General features: G+C 33.0%; 18 protein-coding genes. 11 read left to right on the top strand and 7 right to left on the bottom strand.

Annotated elements, in window-relative coordinates; genetic code table 11:
• Nucleotides 1-477 precede the first annotated feature (477 nt).
• Together AC1DKZ_RS23030 and AC1DKZ_RS23025 are read left to right on the top strand one after the other, a co-directional pair.
• Nucleotides 478-1,791 (top strand): hemolysin family protein, encoded by a 1,314-nt coding sequence (locus tag AC1DKZ_RS23030; RefSeq protein ID WP_113734483.1) that lies wholly within the window; start codon nt 478-480, stop codon nt 1,789-1,791.
• A gap of 375 nt (nt 1,792-2,166) precedes the next feature.
• Nucleotides 2,167-3,048 (top strand): MBL fold metallo-hydrolase, encoded by an 882-nt coding sequence (locus tag AC1DKZ_RS23025; protein ID WP_431183038.1) that lies wholly within the window; start codon nt 2,167-2,169, stop codon nt 3,046-3,048.
• A gap of 97 nt (nt 3,049-3,145) precedes the next feature.
• On the opposite strand, the gene AC1DKZ_RS23020 is transcribed toward AC1DKZ_RS23025, so the two are convergent.
• The 3 genes from AC1DKZ_RS23020 to AC1DKZ_RS23010 form a co-directional block, all read right to left on the bottom strand.
• On the bottom strand, nt 3,146-3,796 hold the full coding sequence (locus AC1DKZ_RS23020; protein WP_476997117.1) for an SMI1/KNR4 family protein: 651 nt from the start codon (nt 3,794-3,796) through the stop codon (nt 3,146-3,148).
• Between the two features lie 136 nt (nt 3,797-3,932).
• Nucleotides 3,933-4,874: a nucleoside hydrolase gene (locus AC1DKZ_RS23015; protein WP_476997116.1), complete on the bottom strand. Its 942-nt coding sequence runs from the start codon at nt 4,872-4,874 to the stop codon at nt 3,933-3,935.
• Between the two features lie 33 nt (nt 4,875-4,907).
• Nucleotides 4,908-5,510 carry a DUF2441 domain-containing protein gene (locus AC1DKZ_RS23010; RefSeq protein ID WP_242311494.1) on the bottom strand — a complete coding sequence of 201 codons (603 nt, stop codon included), beginning with the start codon at nt 5,508-5,510 and terminating at the stop codon, nt 4,908-4,910.
• Nucleotides 5,511-5,735: 225 nt separating this feature from the next.
• Between AC1DKZ_RS23010 and AC1DKZ_RS23005 the strand changes: the two genes are divergently transcribed.
• The 4 genes from AC1DKZ_RS23005 (at nt 5,736) to AC1DKZ_RS22990 (ending at nt 8,173) form a co-directional block, all read left to right on the top strand.
• Nucleotides 5,736-6,221 (top strand): DUF2798 domain-containing protein, encoded by a 486-nt coding sequence (locus tag AC1DKZ_RS23005; protein ID WP_219302235.1) that lies wholly within the window; start codon nt 5,736-5,738, stop codon nt 6,219-6,221.
• A 398-nt stretch (nt 6,222-6,619) separates the two neighbouring features.
• Nucleotides 6,620-6,760, top strand: a complete 141-nt coding sequence (locus tag AC1DKZ_RS23000; protein ID WP_002085673.1) for a hypothetical protein — start codon at nt 6,620-6,622, stop codon at nt 6,758-6,760.
• Nucleotides 6,761-6,844: 84 nt separating this feature from the next.
• Nucleotides 6,845-7,372 carry a GNAT family N-acetyltransferase gene (locus tag AC1DKZ_RS22995; protein ID WP_476997115.1) on the top strand — a complete coding sequence of 176 codons (528 nt, stop codon included), beginning with the start codon at nt 6,845-6,847 and terminating at the stop codon, nt 7,370-7,372.
• A 297-nt stretch (nt 7,373-7,669) separates the two neighbouring features.
• Nucleotides 7,670-8,173: a GNAT family N-acetyltransferase gene (locus tag AC1DKZ_RS22990; protein WP_002085671.1), complete on the top strand. Its 504-nt coding sequence runs from the start codon at nt 7,670-7,672 to the stop codon at nt 8,171-8,173.
• Nucleotides 8,174-8,545: 372 nt separating this feature from the next.
• Here the strand turns inward: AC1DKZ_RS22990 and AC1DKZ_RS22985 are convergent, their stop codons facing one another.
• Complete coding sequence (locus tag AC1DKZ_RS22985) at nt 8,546-9,367, bottom strand: class I SAM-dependent methyltransferase (RefSeq protein WP_431183043.1); 822 nt, start codon at nt 9,365-9,367, stop codon at nt 8,546-8,548.
• A gap of 42 nt (nt 9,368-9,409) precedes the next feature.
• Nucleotides 9,410-9,838 carry a MarR family winged helix-turn-helix transcriptional regulator gene (locus tag AC1DKZ_RS22980; RefSeq protein WP_476997114.1) on the bottom strand — a complete coding sequence of 143 codons (429 nt, stop codon included), beginning with the start codon at nt 9,836-9,838 and terminating at the stop codon, nt 9,410-9,412.
• Nucleotides 9,839-10,467: 629 nt separating this feature from the next.
• On the opposite strand from AC1DKZ_RS22980, the gene AC1DKZ_RS22975 reads away from it, so the two are divergent.
• Nucleotides 10,468-10,875, top strand: coding sequence for a GNAT family N-acetyltransferase (locus tag AC1DKZ_RS22975; RefSeq protein ID WP_113936542.1), 408 nt, complete (start codon nt 10,468-10,470; stop codon nt 10,873-10,875).
• Between the two features lie 66 nt (nt 10,876-10,941).
• Nucleotides 10,942-11,595: an MBL fold metallo-hydrolase gene (locus AC1DKZ_RS22970; RefSeq protein WP_476997113.1), complete on the top strand. Its 654-nt coding sequence runs from the start codon at nt 10,942-10,944 to the stop codon at nt 11,593-11,595.
• Nucleotides 11,596-11,721: 126 nt separating this feature from the next.
• Here the strand turns inward: AC1DKZ_RS22970 and AC1DKZ_RS22965 are convergent, their stop codons facing one another.
• Nucleotides 11,722-12,345 (bottom strand): TetR/AcrR family transcriptional regulator, encoded by a 624-nt coding sequence (locus tag AC1DKZ_RS22965; protein ID WP_476997112.1) that lies wholly within the window; start codon nt 12,343-12,345, stop codon nt 11,722-11,724.
• A gap of 122 nt (nt 12,346-12,467) precedes the next feature.
• On the opposite strand from AC1DKZ_RS22965, the gene AC1DKZ_RS22960 reads away from it, so the two are divergent.
• On the top strand, nt 12,468-14,699 hold the full coding sequence (locus AC1DKZ_RS22960) for an MMPL family transporter (RefSeq protein ID WP_476997111.1): 2,232 nt from the start codon (nt 12,468-12,470) through the stop codon (nt 14,697-14,699).
• A gap of 48 nt (nt 14,700-14,747) precedes the next feature.
• On the opposite strand, the gene AC1DKZ_RS22955 is transcribed toward AC1DKZ_RS22960, so the two are convergent.
• Nucleotides 14,748-14,930, bottom strand: coding sequence for a DUF4021 domain-containing protein (locus tag AC1DKZ_RS22955; RefSeq protein ID WP_002012828.1), 183 nt, complete (start codon nt 14,928-14,930; stop codon nt 14,748-14,750).
• Between the two features lie 352 nt (nt 14,931-15,282).
• Between AC1DKZ_RS22955 and catA the strand changes: the two genes are divergently transcribed.
• Nucleotides 15,283-15,933 carry a type A chloramphenicol O-acetyltransferase gene (gene catA, locus AC1DKZ_RS22950; protein ID WP_002085665.1) on the top strand — a complete coding sequence of 217 codons (651 nt, stop codon included), beginning with the start codon at nt 15,283-15,285 and terminating at the stop codon, nt 15,931-15,933.
• A 224-nt stretch (nt 15,934-16,157) separates the two neighbouring features.
• On the top strand, nt 16,158-16,682 hold the full coding sequence (locus AC1DKZ_RS22945) for a GNAT family N-acetyltransferase (RefSeq protein ID WP_476997110.1): 525 nt from the start codon (nt 16,158-16,160) through the stop codon (nt 16,680-16,682).
• The last annotated feature ends 23 nt before the right edge of the window (nt 16,683-16,705 follow it).

Here is a 16,705-nt window from a genome sequence, read left to right as displayed (position 1 = left end):
TCAAAAGTTGAATCCATTTTGATCAATCTTGAACAGCTCCGCCCCCAAGGAATGGGTAGGAAATGGACCAATGAGTAGGGGGAGATAAATGGCGGTTAGGCAAAAGCCTAAAGGGTCTTATAGTTAGTGGAAGCGAAGAGGATGTTATAGTGTTTGGTGCAAGCGTTAAGAAATCTTAGGAAACAGGGGAGAGAAGTTCTTTGTTTAATTTTCAGGGTATTTCAAATGTTAACGTTGACTGGGATTTATTTCTCATGCTAACATATAGATAATTTAATCAAGGCGGTGGAAATGTATTGGACTCAGATGTTGACTCGGATAGGTGGCTAAATGACCTCGATTTTCTCAGAGTACCCCTCATCATTTTGAGAATGTAGATTTTATACAATCTCATGTCAATGTGTATGAAGTAGGTCTGGAAAGAGAAAATATATCAGGAGGTGAATCCTTTAGTTTCAAGGAAGCTAAGGGAATTAGTTGGACATATTTAATTTAATCATGGTAGTGGTTTTAATCGCATGTACTGCATTTTTCGTAGCAATTGAGTTTGCTATTGTAAAAGTAAGGGGATCAAAGATTGATCAATTTGTATTAGAAGGAAAGAAGGGTGCGCTGGCAGCGAAGAAAGTGACATCAAACTTGGATGAGTATTTGTCAGCTTGTCAATTAGGGATTACAGTTACAGCAATGGGACTCGGGGCACTAGGTGAACCAACGATTGAGAGACTTTTACATCCTTTATTTGATAAGTGGAACATCAATCCTTCCATTGCAGGTGTATTATCTTTAGGAATTGCTTTTACTATTATGACGTACTTACATGTTGTAGTTGGTGAATTAGCACCAAAAACATTCGCGATTCAAAAGGCTGAGAAGGTTACTTTATTACTTTCGGCTCCGCTTATCTGGTTCTACAAAATCATGTATCCGTTTATTCGCTTGTTAAATGGATCTGCAAGGATGATAACAGGAATGTTCGGCTTAAAACCTGCATCAGAGCATGATGTAGCACATACAGAAGAAGAATTACGATTGATTCTTTCTGAAAGTTATGAACGTGGAGAAATTAATCAAGCTGAATACAAATATGTAAATAATATTTTTGAATTTGATAATCGTATTGCGAAAGAAATCATGGTCCCTCGTACAGAAATTATAGGGCTACATGTAGATAATTCTTTAGCAGACCATATGAAAATAATCCGTGATGAAAAGTACACACGTTACCCAGTATTTGGGGAAGATAAAGATGAAATCATTGGTATGGTGAATGTGAAAGATTTCTTTATCCGTTATATGAATAAGGAAACAAAAGAATTCAGTTCTATTCAATCGTATACGCGTCCAGTAATTGAAGTAATTGAGACCATACCAATACATAATCTTTTACTACAAATGCAAAAGAAACGTATTCCGTTGGCTGTCTTATATGATGAATACGGCGGTACGGCTGGTATTGTAACCATTGAGGATATACTGGAAGAGATTGTAGGAGAAATACGTGATGAATACGATGAAGATGAGCGTCCGCCCATCCAGCAAATGAATGAAGGTCATGTTGTCGTAGAAGGTAAAGTATTAATTAGCGAATTAAATGATTTACTAGGATTACATATGAATGATAGTGATGTTGACACGATTGGTGGTTGGATTCTGATGCAGAATTATGATATCCAGGAAGGGCAAACAGTAAATAGCGAAGGATATGCATTTAAAATTCTTTCTAAAGACCCTCACCAAATCAAACGTGTTGAAATACAAAAAGAAATGTTGGAAGCAGCAACTGTATAGTTGCTGCTTTTATTCAGCTGATAACATGGTAGCCCTCCTCATTAAATTCATTGATTGATCAACTCTGTATCTGTTAACACATTACCGAAATAGGGAATGATTGTTTCCTTTGCATTCATGGTTCAACACTCCTTCGATATTGTAAAATGTATCTCATTTATACAAATTGTAATATAATTTAAATGTAAATTCGTAGCGTAAAATAGATTAAAAGTAACAAATGTTGAGAAAGGATTCCTTTGTCAAAATTAGTATTTGTATTTCACTAGATAATAAAAAATGTAGAAGGATTTTATTTCTGACATTGTTATTTATTAGTAATCAAAATACAAAATAAAGAATTTTCTCGGCTGGAAATTGTTACACACTCATAAAATGGAGGCAATAGTTATGCAGCAAATTAAAAAAATAGGAAACTCATTTTGGTATATGACACCTGTTTCTGAAACAGATAGACCTATATTAGGAATGGTCATTGGAAATGAAAAGACTTTGATGATAGATGCAGGTAATTCAGAAGCACATGCACAATTGTTTTTAGAAATGCTAAAAGAGCAAAATATCTCAAATCCTGATTTTGTAGCATTAACGCATTGGCACTGGGATCATATTTTTGGATTGCCTGTATTACAAAACGCATTGCCTATCGCACATTTTGAAACAAAAAAAGAGATGAACACACTTGTTTCTTATGAGTGGTCGGATGAGGCATTGGACGCACGAGTAAAAGAAGGTACTGAAATTGAATTTTGTGCAGAATGTATCAAAAAAGAGTTCAGTGAGCAATCGAGAGATATTAAAATTATTCCTCCGACCTTAACGTTCCAGAATCAACTTGAATTAGACCTTGGTGAAGTGACATGTGTGTTAAAACATGTTGGCGGTGATCATTCACATGACTCTGTTGTCATTTATATTAAAGAAGAAAAGATATTGTTTTTAGGAGATTGTATTTATGCAGATATTTTTTCTTCTAAGTGGAACTATACGACGAAACGAACGTTTAAATTAATAGAAGAGTTAGAGGCATTTGATGCCGAGACCTATATTCTTTCACATGGGAAAGCTATAGATCGAAATGAATTTTTGCGAGAGATTCGTTTACTAAAAACAGTAGGAACTTATACGGAAACTCATAAAGGCGATGAAGAGAAGATAAAGGCAGCATATAAACAAGAACTAGATAGAGAATTAAATGAAGATGAGCTAGAAACAATAATGTACTTTGTAAATGGTTATGAAATGGTTAATCTGTAAAACCTAACTCAAATCAGATTGAAGCTTATTCTGATTTGAATATAATTAAACTGTACAAAAAGAGTATTGAAAGTTAATTCAATACTCTTTTTAATAATTAAATATCCAGTCCCAACCAATTTCTAAATCTTTTTGCTGGCTCATCATCTGGGTTTACACCACTTTCAAGACTGGTTGTGAACGGTAACCACTGCCAATCCTCGCATCCTACAAAAGCTATTCTTGACCAATTATCAATGAATTCAATGAAATTATTCGCAATCTTATATCCATGTCCTTCTCCATCCTCGTGACTTAGGTAAATTATCGGAGCATCTATATTATCTTGCATATCAAATGCTAAATAATCCCCATTGCCCACTTCACAAAATGCTAATTTATTATGCCACACTATATCATATTCATCTTCAGGATTTGGAAAAACCGTGTCAATCCAGTCTTTTCGTTCTTTTTCAAACGCAGAAAGACTTTCTAAACTCCAGTGGGGTGTTCCGCAAAAAATTTCACGAAATTCATTTGGTAGCTCCATATCGTCAGGTAAAAACCAGCGTAAGTTAAAATTTCCTGAGAACTCTAAAAGTACTTTTTTGAAACTATTTGGTAATTTAACACCAAGTTTTTTTTCCACTTGGATTATCTTTTCAAGAGAAGATGGTTCATCTATACAAACTTCTTGAACTTCACCGCCTATTTCTTTAATTCTAGAAGTTATTATTTCTATTCTTTCTTTTAGTAACTCGTAATCCATCATATCACCCCATGTTATATTAATTAAAGTATATCATTCTTAATATACTTTTCGTTTGGGTTTCTAACTTTTAGGAGTGATTTCTCAGAATATATGTATTGTAATCTTAAAAGTTATTTTTCGTGAAATTGAGGTTTCAAGTAGCAGCTTTTTTAGCTAATTCGGTAATATATTCAAAGAATGTATCACGTTTTACATCATAAATGACATTTACTGGTCTTCCGTTAGCAGTTTCCACTGTACGCCCTTGGCTGGGTCCGTATGTATGAACGATACTAGTAATCGTTTTTGTTTTTGCAAGATCAGCTTTCCCAACAAACGCAGCAGTTAATACATCCCACAAATAGTAGGTAGAGTTAGTTGAAAAGTGAACGAGAGGGGGGACCATCGCATAACATTGACCAAGGAAATCAACACCAATATACTTACGCTCTTTTGCCCACTGTTCACGTATGTCTATAGTTAGCGGAACCTGGTTTGTACTTTCTAGAGTTACTAAATCAATGATTATATTAGCATTCCAAACACGAGCTACTGCTTCGGGATTCCAAAATGAATTCCACTCGGCTGTTCCGTCATGTTCTGGCTCATGTACATTGCCTGCAGTACGAAATGTACCGCCCATCCAAACGAGACGTTCAATTTTATCTTCGATTATTGGAGATTCATATAGTGCACGAGCAAGGTCAGTCAGGGGCCCTGTAAATAATAAAGTTGTTTTTCCATCAGTTTGTAGAAGAGTCTCTATTATATGATGATGTGCAGTTTTTTTTGATGCAGGTGTAACAACTTTCCCAAACTCATTTAAAATTGGTAAAGCATCTACATAAAATGCATGCATCCGCCATTCTTTTGGAAATGGATTTTTCCCACGAGAGTTGGACGCTGCTACCTCAATATTATTTTTGCCGAAGCGATCTATAATTTTACGACTGGCAGACATTGCTGGTTCTAAATAACAATCTGCAGGAATAACTGAAACACCTGTAAGTTCTATATTTTCCATCTGGAGTAGTAAAAATAGTGATATTAAATCATCTACACCACCATCATGATTGAAGTACACTTTTTTCATCATTTTAATCTCCATTCTTTAATATTTAACCAGAAATTAAATTTTAATTGATGAAAAATCATCAATAATTTCCACTACTTCAATTCTCCCATTAATCAGTAACTCAGGAAGTTCATTTCTAACGTTTCCTTTCCAATACTCTCTAGCTTGTTCCATTTTTTGAGCGAAAGGGATACCATCTTCTTTCGGTAAAAGATTTCCGTCACCTTCAAAAGAACTACCGATCACTCGTAGTTTAACAATCTGTAAAACATCTCGATTATAAGAATCAAATAAAGCTTTCCATTTCAAAGCATCCTCATAGCTTTTGGAAGCATATAAGCAAGACAACCTTGAGGGATATTCAGGGAATTCTTGCAGTCTAACCATTTCTACAATCGTTTCTCTAACAGCTCTAATTGTTTGATCTATATAATTCATAACTACTTTAGCATTTTCATTATTTATATGTAATCCGTCACTTTTATAATGATTGTTTAAAATTTTTATGCCATCTTTACCGTTAGAGTTTAATTGTTCTCTTTCAAAAAAGAAGTGATAGAGGGTATTAGTTTGATTTTTATCGAAATGAATGATTTGTCCAATATTCATTTTTTTCCTTGTAACGATGTGGTATACGTAAAATTTTGTGTCATTCATGGTTATCCTCCTAGTAGTAATGTAATTCAATGTTAAATTTAGTAATTCAACATTGAAATATATAAAACCTTTATAATCATAAAGTTATAGAGTGGGATAGGATTCGAGTGGAAAGTGAAAGAAATGCACGTAAACGCTTTAAAAATGTTCACAAAATGTTCACTTACGAAGGAGTTTCCAATATCGATATAATGACAAAGACTCAAAGAGAAGGGATGATGAAAATTGCCAACAACAAGAAAGGAAAACCTCCAATTTGGTATGATGATGTGCCTCGGGATGGTTATCGTTATGACGTTTTACAATTTATTAATGAATGGAGCAGGAGGGCCAATTCATATTAAGGAGATCGCATTAGAACTAATAATTGGATTTATTATTGCGTTATTAATTGAAATATGTATCGTTGGACCGTGTGCGAAAAAGATTGTATTTGCATTACCATTTGATAAATCAAAAAAAGTAAACATGATTATTGCGATGGCAACAACAATGGTAATCGGAATGGTATTCTTTATGTCATTTTACGGAATGGCTATGATGTATTTACATAATGGGTTACATGGTGACTCATTCATTTCAATTTATTTCTCGGTCTTTATTAAAAATTTTATTATGGCGTACCCACTTCAATTAATAATAATGGGACCTCTTGTACGTTTCTTATTTGGAAAGTTTGTTTTGAAGAATAAAGCTGTTAATGTAGCGTAGTTAAAAATGTTTTATTTGATTATAATAATTAAACAATAATATGAATTCAATGTATCGAAAGAATTTGAAATGCATGTTAACAAATGTATTATTGAAGTCATGTGAAAGTGATTTAGTTAGGATAATAAACCTCTTAGTGTATGTTGTTAAAAAGCTGTACCTTTTTTGTATAAGGGTACAGCTTTTGTTTTAATATTTGTTTGGAATTTATATGGGGAAATGTAGCGATTATTCACCTGTAAAAAAATTAATATCAATTTAAAGGAGAGAGTTAAGTATGTAAAGAAAAAATATAAGTGAATGTGATCTCGATTTGTGGTGGGATAAAATACATTTAGTAGTTAGTTAAAAATGAAAGTCTAATAGTAAGGGCATTATATATAAGGGAGAGACGCAAAGTGATTAATTATATGTTAAAAGATGGTGAACGATATTTAGATATATCTGATCTTGTTATATTTGAAAATAGTGCACATTTTCCAGATATCGAAGAAACAGATAATGTATGTGAAACGATTATAGGTTTTTTAGAAATATAGTATAAAAACACGGATAGGATTTATTGTTTGAATATTGAATTATATAAGGTGTGAATTGTTTATTTAAGAACGGGAGGAAGCAATATGATTGAATACAGAAAAGCAAGAGTAGAAGATATACAAGGGATTATTAAAGTGTGTTCCGATGGTTATAGAAATACATATCCAGGTTTGTTGCCCCAGCAATACATAGAAAGTACGATCGAGGAGTTTTACAATGAAGAAAGAGTGAGGAGTGAAATATTAAATATTAGCCAAGAGTGGAATGGTTGGTTTGTTGCAAGTGATAATGGAGAAATACTCGGTGCTGGTGGAGGTGGTTTCACTGGCAAAGAGACAGCAGAGTTATTTGTAATATATTTAAATCCAAATAGAAAAAGAGAAGGAATCGGTACAGAATTACTTTCTATAATTACAAATGATCAAATTGAACGTGGTGCAAAAGAACAATGGGTTTCAGTTGCAAAAGATAATGCTATGGGAATTCCATTTTATGAAGCGGTTGGATTTAAATACCAAGATGAAAGACCAGCTTATGGGCTACCTGTAAGCGAAGGTTTCACCTCTATTCGATACAAACGTGAGTTAGCAATTAGCTTAGTTGAAAGATAAGTAAAAAAGACCTCGTCCGAATTATATTTAGGTTATAGTTGTTGAAGTCAATAAAAGTAAAGGCAAGGACCTATTTGATATGTATAATATGTTTTTGCCTTTATATTATAGTTAGTTTTGAAAAAAGTTTGACAAAAAGGTCTATTTGGTAGGGTAAGTACCTATGCATAAAATAACACTAATTTTTTGTACACTGTTGCTATAAATTCTCGCGAGAGTTGGAAAATAGCCGGGTTTCCAACCTGATGAGGTGCGAAGCTATTATGAGTGCAGTGACATAACTAGGAGGTTTCCACTATGACAGCTTTATTTAAAGCTATGGAGTTCCAGCTGAAAACTGAACGACTTGATCTGAGTATGTGGGAGGAATCCGATTCAGTCTGGATGAGAAAATTAATTGGCGAACGTGGTGTGGATATGCCAACCCTTGACGCCGTTCGTAGCAAGCTTATCGAGATGCGTAAGAGGGCAGTCGAAAATGGTATTTCCCTTCTCACTATCCGCCGACGAGACGAAGGTGATTTCATCGGATACTGTGGCTTGATTATCGGTCGTTCCACACTGGAAGAGCCGGAGATCGCATACGAGTTGTTCCGCAGTGCTCATGGCAAAGGCTATGCGACTGAGGCAGCATCTGTTGTTCTGGACGCTGCGATTGCTACCGGGCGCCACAGACTTTGGTCGACTGTAGGCGCATGGAATGTTGCGTCCTTCCGGGTGTTAGAAAAGATAGGATTTGAGAGGCATCACAGTACGTGGGACGAGCGCGGTGAGATTGTTTGGAACGTACGCGACCTTTAGAAATCCCGGACCTAACTCGAAACTATTGAAAAGGAGAAGAGGTCATTAGTTTGGGCGAGAATCCAGATAAAGATAAAAGAACTGATTTATAATCCAAATAGTGACAAACTATAACTGAAGCATGTCCTCGAAAGCGGAGTGCTGCCTTCGCACCGAGGCTTTGTCCTCCTCCCAAAAACAATCGAACGTTTCAAGTTATATATCTTTATTATACTGATTAAACTAAATATTTATTGTTTACTTATTTCATTCATTATGTAAATAAAAAAGGATAATTAGCCCTCATAATGGACTAACTATCCTATTATTATATGAATTTAATAAAATCGAGGTCTTTTTTGTATACGATATAATATATAAGCTATAGATTAATCATTTTTCAAACCGTATATGAACGAACTTCAACATCTTTATTAAATTTACAATCCGCATCATGATTCGTGTACTTCCATCCCAATCTTTATTTGTAGGTATATGTTTAAAGAAAGGGGAACAGCTTAATATTTTTATGTTAGAAGACCATCTTTCTATTGATTTTGGATTGTTTACATAAAAATACATCATAGCACCGTTATTACCAGATTTTTTTACAGTAGTATTCGAAAGCGTCAGTGCAAACTTTGATTCAGCATCAAAATATAACTCTCCTCCAGGAAAACGTTTTGCCATAGCGACAATTATCTCCTTCAGTTCCTCTTCTTTAAAGTAATAAAACACACCTGCTGATATAAAAAGAATCCCGTCCTTCGGATCATAGTTTATATCGTTGAACCAAGAAGTGTCAAAGAATGATTTGGCAATGCTTATATTTCGTGGTGTATCTTCAATTAATGTTTTGCGGAAAGCGATTGCATCAGGCAAATCAAGGTTATACCACTGTATTGTACCGTTATCAACTCTTGAAAAAGTAGTGTCTAGACCAGAACCGATATTTACTATAGTAGCATTCGGATTCTTTGTAATAAATTGTTTTATAGTATCATCAATTTTTCGTGCACGGGTAATGTAAGTGATACATCCGTATTCGCCAAATGTATCTGCTATTTTAGAGAAATCAAAGTCGCATTCTTTAATAATCCGAATAGCTTCCGTATCATCTAAAATATCCTTGTTTTTCTCACTACCATATGCTCGTCCCCATAGTGGAATAAGCATAGTACCTTGAACTGATTGTAAATCTATTTCTTTAACCATGAAACGTCCCCCGTTTAATAATAAAAAATATTATATATATGATTAGTCGTTATTTAGCATTTTATTTGTTTTATACAGTCCGTAAGTTAAATCACGTTGATCTTCTTCACAGAGTTTTTCAAGATTACTAGTGAAATTATTATAAATTTGTTTCCATCTTTCATAATGTACTTTTTCAGCTTTATCTGTTAAGGAAATTAAAACAGCTCGTTTATCTACTGTATCTTGTTTTTTTACAATGTATCCGTTTTGCTCTAAATTACGAACGGTTACACTTAATTGTTGTTTAGGTATGTTTAAATAACTAGCAATCATTTTTAAATTTACAGCGACTTTTTGCTGGGCAATATACTCAACTATGTGTTGCTCTAAATGTGTAAATTCAGTGGATTTCTCTGATAATAATTTGAAAGTACCTGACATATTTAATAATAAATTCATGTATTCGTTTATTAATTCTTTATTAGTCATTATTTTTCGTGTCCTTTATCAATTTAGTAATTATTTTATTACTATTTTTACTAATATCAATGTTATTTAAATCGTGAGAGATACAGTAGAGGAAAAGTTAAAGTTTTTTTATGAGAGGAGAATAGAAATATTATAAAATATTACTTTATATATAAAAAACTAATGAAGCTAATGTCTTTTTCAGATATTATGCTGTAAATAATTTTATGGTAAAATCTTTTACATAATGAAATAAAGGGGTAGTATTCTATGGGTTATTTCTCAAATAGTTTATTAGTTTTGTTTGTTCTTATCGTATGTAGCTGTATGATTTTCGGTTGATAATATAATGATAGATTGATATAAAAGAAGGTATCTCACAAAGATGAGATACCTTCTTTTTCTTATAATTGTAATTTAGATTCAGTATTTGGTGATGGTTGAAATGTATATATTTTATACTCACCATTAGTTGATATATTAAACAAATATTAAATAGAGAAATATATATGGTACCAATCTTATTAAGTTCCTTATGTTTTTAAAGAGAAGGAGTTTCATTTTTTCTTATTGAAGTATTGTTCTAGTCAGTTTAACGACGGTCAAAATTTTTTTGGAATAAAACAAAAAGGATGATAGGGAGTATTTACATGAAAACTATTTTAAATTACACGATTGAACCCCCTAAAGATTTCAATGAATTATTAACTATGTATGAATCTTTAGGATGGAATTCTCTTAAATTATCGGTTAACGAGTTAGAGCAAATGTGTAAACAAAGTTGGTATGTGATATATGCTTTTAAGGAGCAACAATTAATTGGGATGGGACGAGTAATATCAGATGGTGTAATAACGGGTATTATTTGCGGTGTATGTGTATTGCCAGAATATCAGTCCATGGGCATTGGAAAAGAAATAGTGGGACGATTAATCCAGCACTGTGAACAAAACAAAGTTATTCCCCAACTTATGTGTGTAGAAAATCTGCAATCTTACTATGAATCTATAGGGTTTAAGGCATTCTCTATTGGAATGACAAAACATATTATAAGATAGCGGGGCTTTATATTTTCGGTGTACTCGTACATATTTTCAAACTTCATTATAAAGGAGAATTGCTGTATGGAGATTGCTAAAGGAGTAGAAATGCTACACCTTGAATTTCAAGAATTTATTATTCACCCAATTCTTTTATGGGATGATGAAATGGCAGTTTTAATAGATACTGGATTTCCTGGACAAATTGAAGATATACGAGTAGAAATGGGTAAGGTTGGAGTATCGTTTGATAAACTAAAAGCCGTGATTTTGACGCATCAAGATATAGATCATATAGGTAGTCTTCCTGAACTATTACAAAACTGTGGAAGTAATATAAAAGTCTATGCTCACGAGCTAGATAAGCCATATATTGAAGGGGATTTACCTTTATTGAAAGATGGAAATGTAGAGAATCCACCAAAAGGAAAAGTGGATGATACTTTGGTTGACGGCCAAGAACTTCCATATTGCGGTGGTATTCTTATTATTCATACCCCAGGGCACACTCCTGGTCATATTAGTTTATATTTGAGACAAAGTAAAACTCTTATCGCTGGGGATTCAATGTATAGCGTAAACGGAATTTTAGGGGGAATTCATGCCCCAACTACTTTGGATATAAAAGAAGCGCAAAATTCTTTGAAGAAGTATTTAAATCTAGAAATTGATTCTGTAGTTTGTTACCATGGTGGATTAAGTAAGGGGAATATAAATGCACAAATTCAAGAGCTATAGATAAGAGTTTTTGGTTAATCGGTGCTAAAGTATAATCTAATTGCTAGTATATAAATAAAACCCTTAAATTAATAAAGAGCATGTTTGAAGGAATTTCAAATGTGCTCTTTATTAAATATAATCAATTTAATTTTGATGACTTAACCCATTCCAATAAAACGAAACGATTTCTTTTGCTAATTCATCTATATTTGCAAGAGTAGGATTGTGATTCTCATCTTTAAAATTCCCGATTGATAATAAAGCGACGAAAGCATGGGCAGCAAATTTAGGATTTCCTTTAGGAATTTCTCCAAGGAGAATTGCGTTATCTAGCGCTTTTTCCAACACTTCATACATGTTATCCTCGGCATTTTTTAATTCCTTTAATTGCTCTTCAGATAAAGAGAGTTTTGCATCTTTCATAAAATTATTCATATCAATATCCATCGTTGCGTGTAAGTATACTGTAGCAAAGTTCAATAATCTTTCTTCTAAGGTTCTATTCGTAGAGAGTATTTGATCCATATTTTCTCTTATGCGCACCATCATTTGAATCATAGTAGCGGTAAATAGATCAGCTTTTGTTGAATAGTAATAGTAGACAGTTGCTTTTGTAACTCCACATTCTTTCGCGACCTCATCCATTGAAACAACTTGATAATTTTGAGTGAGAAATAACCTAGTTGCAACTTCTAAAATGATTTCTTTTGTAGACTTTGTATTTTTATTTTGACGAGGCCTTCCGAGAGGACGTTGTTTTTGATCCAAATACATTCGCTCCTGACATTTATTATTGAGATAATTATAACATAATTTTTTAATCATTCTTGATTAATTAACCGACCAGTATATATAATTAATATTGGAGGAAAAAAGGAAGGTGGGGTTTTATGAAAAAGCACCCGTTACATATGTTAGGGAGGCTTGTAGCAGGGAAGAATACGCAATGGATAACTTTATCGGTATGGATTCTTATTACATTAGTACTTTCATTTACGTTACCACAAGTAAACAGTACGAAAGAACCGAATCCGAAAAATTTACCTGAAACAGCTATGTCACAGCAAGCTGAAGCACTTATGAAAAAAGAATTTCCTAATAATACAGGAAACCCGTTGTTAGTTGTATGGCATCGGGATGGTGGATTAGAGTCAAAAGACTACAAATTAATACAGGACGTTTATAAAGAGTTAAAAACGGACCCTTTAAAAGAACAATCATTGTTACCACCATTTGATACAATTCCAGAGCAAGTATTATCAAAAAGTGCATCAAAAGATGGTACATCATTTGTCACACCAATATTTTTTAATAAATCTGCTGGAACGGATATATTAAAAGGTAATTTAGAAGAGTTACGAAAAATAGTGAATAGTAAAGTGGATGAAGATCCATTCAAACAAAAAATTACCGACTCTGGTTTACATGTTCGATTATCTGGACCTGTAGGTATTCAAACGGATGCGGTAAGTTTATTTAGTCAAGCTGATGTGAAATTATTAGTTGCTACTGTACTACTAGTATTGGTTTTATTAATTTTACTGTACCGTTCACCAATTTTAGCAATTTTACCTTTACTCGTTGTTGGTTTTGCATACGGAATTATCAGTCCGACACTGGGCTTTTTAGCAGACAATGGATGGATTAAAGTAGATGCACAGGCTATATCGATTATGACTGTCTTACTGTTTGGAGCAGGAACAGACTATTGTTTATTTCTTATTTCAAGATATAAAGAGTACTTGCTAGAAGAAGAAAGTAAGTATAAAGCATTGCAACTTGCGATAAAAGCATCAGGTGGAGCAATTATAATGAGTGCACTTACTGTAGTACTAGGGTTAGGAACGTTATTACTTGCTCATTATGGAGCTTTTCATCGATTCGCAGTTCCATTTAGTGTGGCTGTTTTCATTATGGGAATCGCTGCTTTAACGATTCTTCCAGCATTATTATTAATTTTCGGTAGAGTTGCATTTTTCCCGTTCATACCGAGAACAGCTGAAATGAATGAAGAGTTTGCAAGAAAGAAAAAGAAAGTAGTAAAAGTAAAAAATACTAAAGGGTTCTTTAGTAAAAAACTTGGGGATATTGTTGTACGTAAACCGTGGACAATTATTATGCTAACTGTATTTTTATTAGGAGGATTGGCTTCATTTGTACCACGTATTCAATACACGTACGATTTATTAGAATCATTCCCGAAAGATATGCCATCACGTGAAGGGTTTACATTAATTACTGATCATTTTTCAGCTGGAGAATTAGCACCGGTAAAGATTGTAGTTGATTCAAACGGAAAAGATTTACCTATTAAACAAGAAATAGAGAAATTATCTTTTGTTAATAAAGTGAAAGAGCCAATGAAGGGAAAAGAAAATAATCAATTGCAAATGTATGAAGTTTCTTTAGCGGAAAACCCATACTCAATTGAAGCGTTAGATCAAATCCCTGAATTGAAAAATAGTGTAGAAAAGGTATTAAAAGATGAAGGAATTAGTAAAGCTGAGAATCATTTATGGATTGGCGGAGAAACAGCTTCCTTATATGATACAAAGCAAATTACTGAACGGGATGAAGCGGTTATTATTCCGGTTATGATTAGTATCATCGCTTTACTTTTACTCGTGTATTTACGTTCAATCGTTGCGATGATTTACTTAATTGTAACTGTCGTTTTATCTTTCTTCTCTGCATTAGGAGCAGGCTGGATTTTACTGCATTTCGGTATGGGAGCTCCCGCGATACAAGGTGCGATACCGTTATATGCATTCGTATTTTTAGTTGCTTTAGGAGAGGATTATAATATCTTTATGGTTTCTGAAATATGGAAGAATAAAAAGAAACAAAATCATTTAGAATCAGTTAAAAATGGTGTTATACAAACAGGTAGTGTAATTACATCCGCAGGTTTAATTTTAGCAGGAACATTTGCAGTATTAGGTACATTGCCAATTCAAGTTTTAGTTCAATTCGGTATTGTGACAGCAATCGGTGTATTGCTAGATACATTTATTGTAAGACCATTACTTGTACCAGCAATCACAGTCGTTTTAGGCCGCTTTGCTTTTTGGCCAGGGAAACTTTCTAAAAAGAGAGAAGAAGTAAAAAAATTGGATATATAATAGAGAAGAGCCAAGGATATTTTCCTTGGCTCTTTTCTATGTAGTTCATTAATTTTTTGAAGTCAAATCATCAGTTACAACGTGATCAGCATCTTCAATGGTTGTTTCGGGCATTCCATATAAGCCGTTCATTGCTTGTTCTTCGATATTAAGATTTGCAGTATTATTATTTTGAATAGATGTAGTGTTTTCGATAACATTTTCTTTTTTATTTACATTTTTGTCATTCATGTTTGAATCCTCCAAACGTCATTTGATTTATCCCGCATTAACGGGCAGTAAGACCTCCACCTCAAAATTCGGCGAAAACAAAGAAGTTAGGTGGGGGATCAACTGCCCGTAAAAGCCCGATTGGTTCAACTAATAATCAGTGGGGGATGAAGTGCCCCCCACTGATTAAAGTTTCACTTTATTAATAGTATGTGGATGGATTTCCAGAAATATGTGAACAAATTTCTGCAGATGTTATATAGTTAAATAAAAAGCTTAGTATTAAATTTAAACTGTAAGGAGTAAACAAGTGTGGTGAAAACAAGAAAGTTAGCCTTCTAAAATAAAAATAAAATTTTAGGAGGCTATTAAAATGAAGTTTCATGTAATTGACAGAGAAAATTGGAATAGAGAGCAGTATTTTGAACATTATTTAAAATTAAAGTGTTCGTTTAGTATGACAGCGAATGTTGATATTACGATGATGCTAGAGGAAATACATCAAAAGGAAATTAAATTTTATCCGACTTTTATTTATGTAATTTCTAGAGTGATAAATAAACATACAGAATTTCGAACATGTTTTAATGATGAAGGAGTTTTAGGGTATTGGGAGGAAATGATACCTAGTTATACAATCTTTCATAAAGATGATAAATCTTTTTCAAGTATATGGACGGATTATTCTAGCGATTTCCACATTTTCTATAAAAACTATGAAGAGGATATGAGATGTTATGCTAATGTTCATGGTTTCTTCACGAAAGAAAATATTCCGCCAAATATTTTTCCGATTTCTGGTATACCTTGGACTAGTTTTACAGGATTTAATTTAAATATTAATAATGATGGTGATTTTTTATTACCAATTATTACTTGTGGGAAATATTTCAATGATGGAAGCAGGGTTATGCTACCTGTTTCATTGCAAGTACATCATGCGGTTTGTGATGGATATCATGCGAGTCGATTTATAGAGGATTTACAGGAGCTAGCTAATACTTGTAACGAGTGGCTTAAGTAATATCTAATTTTTAATTATATAAAATTGAAAATGAATAAGCGTTAAAATAAAAAGAAGAGAACATATGTATATTACATGTTCTCTTCTTTTTATTCATTCATACTAAGTAACAGTGGAAAATATAGGTTGATTTGTAGTTTAATAGTAAATAGAGTGATTAGTTCTAAATTTCTTTATTTTATAATTATTTAAGGGTTCAAATGTTTTAATAGAGGGAAGGTAAAGTGAAATTCATACGTATTGAAAAAGATGAAATCCTAATTAATAATATGGCAAAATTGTATTGTAAAGCATTTGAAAAAACAATTTTTACTGAAATGATTGAGAGAATAAAAAGACATATAGAATATGCAGATTTTAAAGGTATAGTAGCAATAAATGATGAAAATGAGGTAGTTGGTTTTACTTATGGTTATCGCTCATTAGAAGGGCAGTACTATAATCAATTAATGAGAGAAGCGTTAAATCTAGAACAAGCAGACGAATGGTTACAAGATTGTTTTGAATTTGTAGAGTTAGCAGTTCACCCACAATATCGAAATGAAGGTCTTGGAATGAAATTACATAATGAATTATTAGAAGGGATTTCAAATAGAACGAGTATTTTAACAACACAAATAAACAATGAAAAAGCGCGTTCTTTATATAAAAGATTGGATTGGGTGGATGTATTAGAGCCATTTCACCCAAGTAAAAGTGATGCCCCATATGTAATAATGGGAAAAATATTAAAGACAAAAGTAAATTAATAACTATATCGTTCACAAAAGTT

Source organism: Bacillus sp. 05T21 (assembly GCF_056396785.1).
The sequence above is the reverse complement of the archived record's forward strand: the minus strand, read 5'-3'. Positions and strand labels throughout refer to the sequence as shown.

Coding starts and splice junctions, on each gene's coding strand:
- AC1DKZ_RS23015 (WP_476997116.1), bottom strand. CDS start 4,874: ATGATGAAAAAAGTGTACTTCAATCATGATGGTGGTGTAGATGATTTA.
- AC1DKZ_RS22985 (WP_431183043.1), bottom strand. CDS start 9,367: ATGGTTAAAGAAATAGATTTACAATCAGTTCAAGGTACTATGCTTATT.
- AC1DKZ_RS22990 (WP_002085671.1), top strand. CDS start 7,670: ATGACAGCTTTATTTAAAGCTATGGAGTTCCAGCTGAAAACTGAACGA.
- AC1DKZ_RS22995 (WP_476997115.1), top strand. CDS start 6,845: ATGATTGAATACAGAAAAGCAAGAGTAGAAGATATACAAGGGATTATT.
- catA (WP_002085665.1), top strand. CDS start 15,283: ATGAAGTTTCATGTAATTGACAGAGAAAATTGGAATAGAGAGCAGTAT.
- AC1DKZ_RS23025 (WP_431183038.1), top strand. CDS start 2,167: ATGGAGGCAATAGTTATGCAGCAAATTAAAAAAATAGGAAACTCATTT.
- AC1DKZ_RS22980 (WP_476997114.1), bottom strand. CDS start 9,838: ATGACTAATAAAGAATTAATAAACGAATACATGAATTTATTATTAAAT.
- AC1DKZ_RS22975 (WP_113936542.1), top strand. CDS start 10,468: ATGAAAACTATTTTAAATTACACGATTGAACCCCCTAAAGATTTCAAT.
- AC1DKZ_RS22970 (WP_476997113.1), top strand. CDS start 10,942: ATGGAGATTGCTAAAGGAGTAGAAATGCTACACCTTGAATTTCAAGAA.
- AC1DKZ_RS22960 (WP_476997111.1), top strand. CDS start 12,468: ATGAAAAAGCACCCGTTACATATGTTAGGGAGGCTTGTAGCAGGGAAG.
- AC1DKZ_RS23020 (WP_476997117.1), bottom strand. CDS start 3,796: ATGGATTACGAGTTACTAAAAGAAAGAATAGAAATAATAACTTCTAGA.
- AC1DKZ_RS23010 (WP_242311494.1), bottom strand. CDS start 5,510: ATGAATGACACAAAATTTTACGTATACCACATCGTTACAAGGAAAAAA.
- AC1DKZ_RS22955 (WP_002012828.1), bottom strand. CDS start 14,930: ATGAATGACAAAAATGTAAATAAAAAAGAAAATGTTATCGAAAACACT.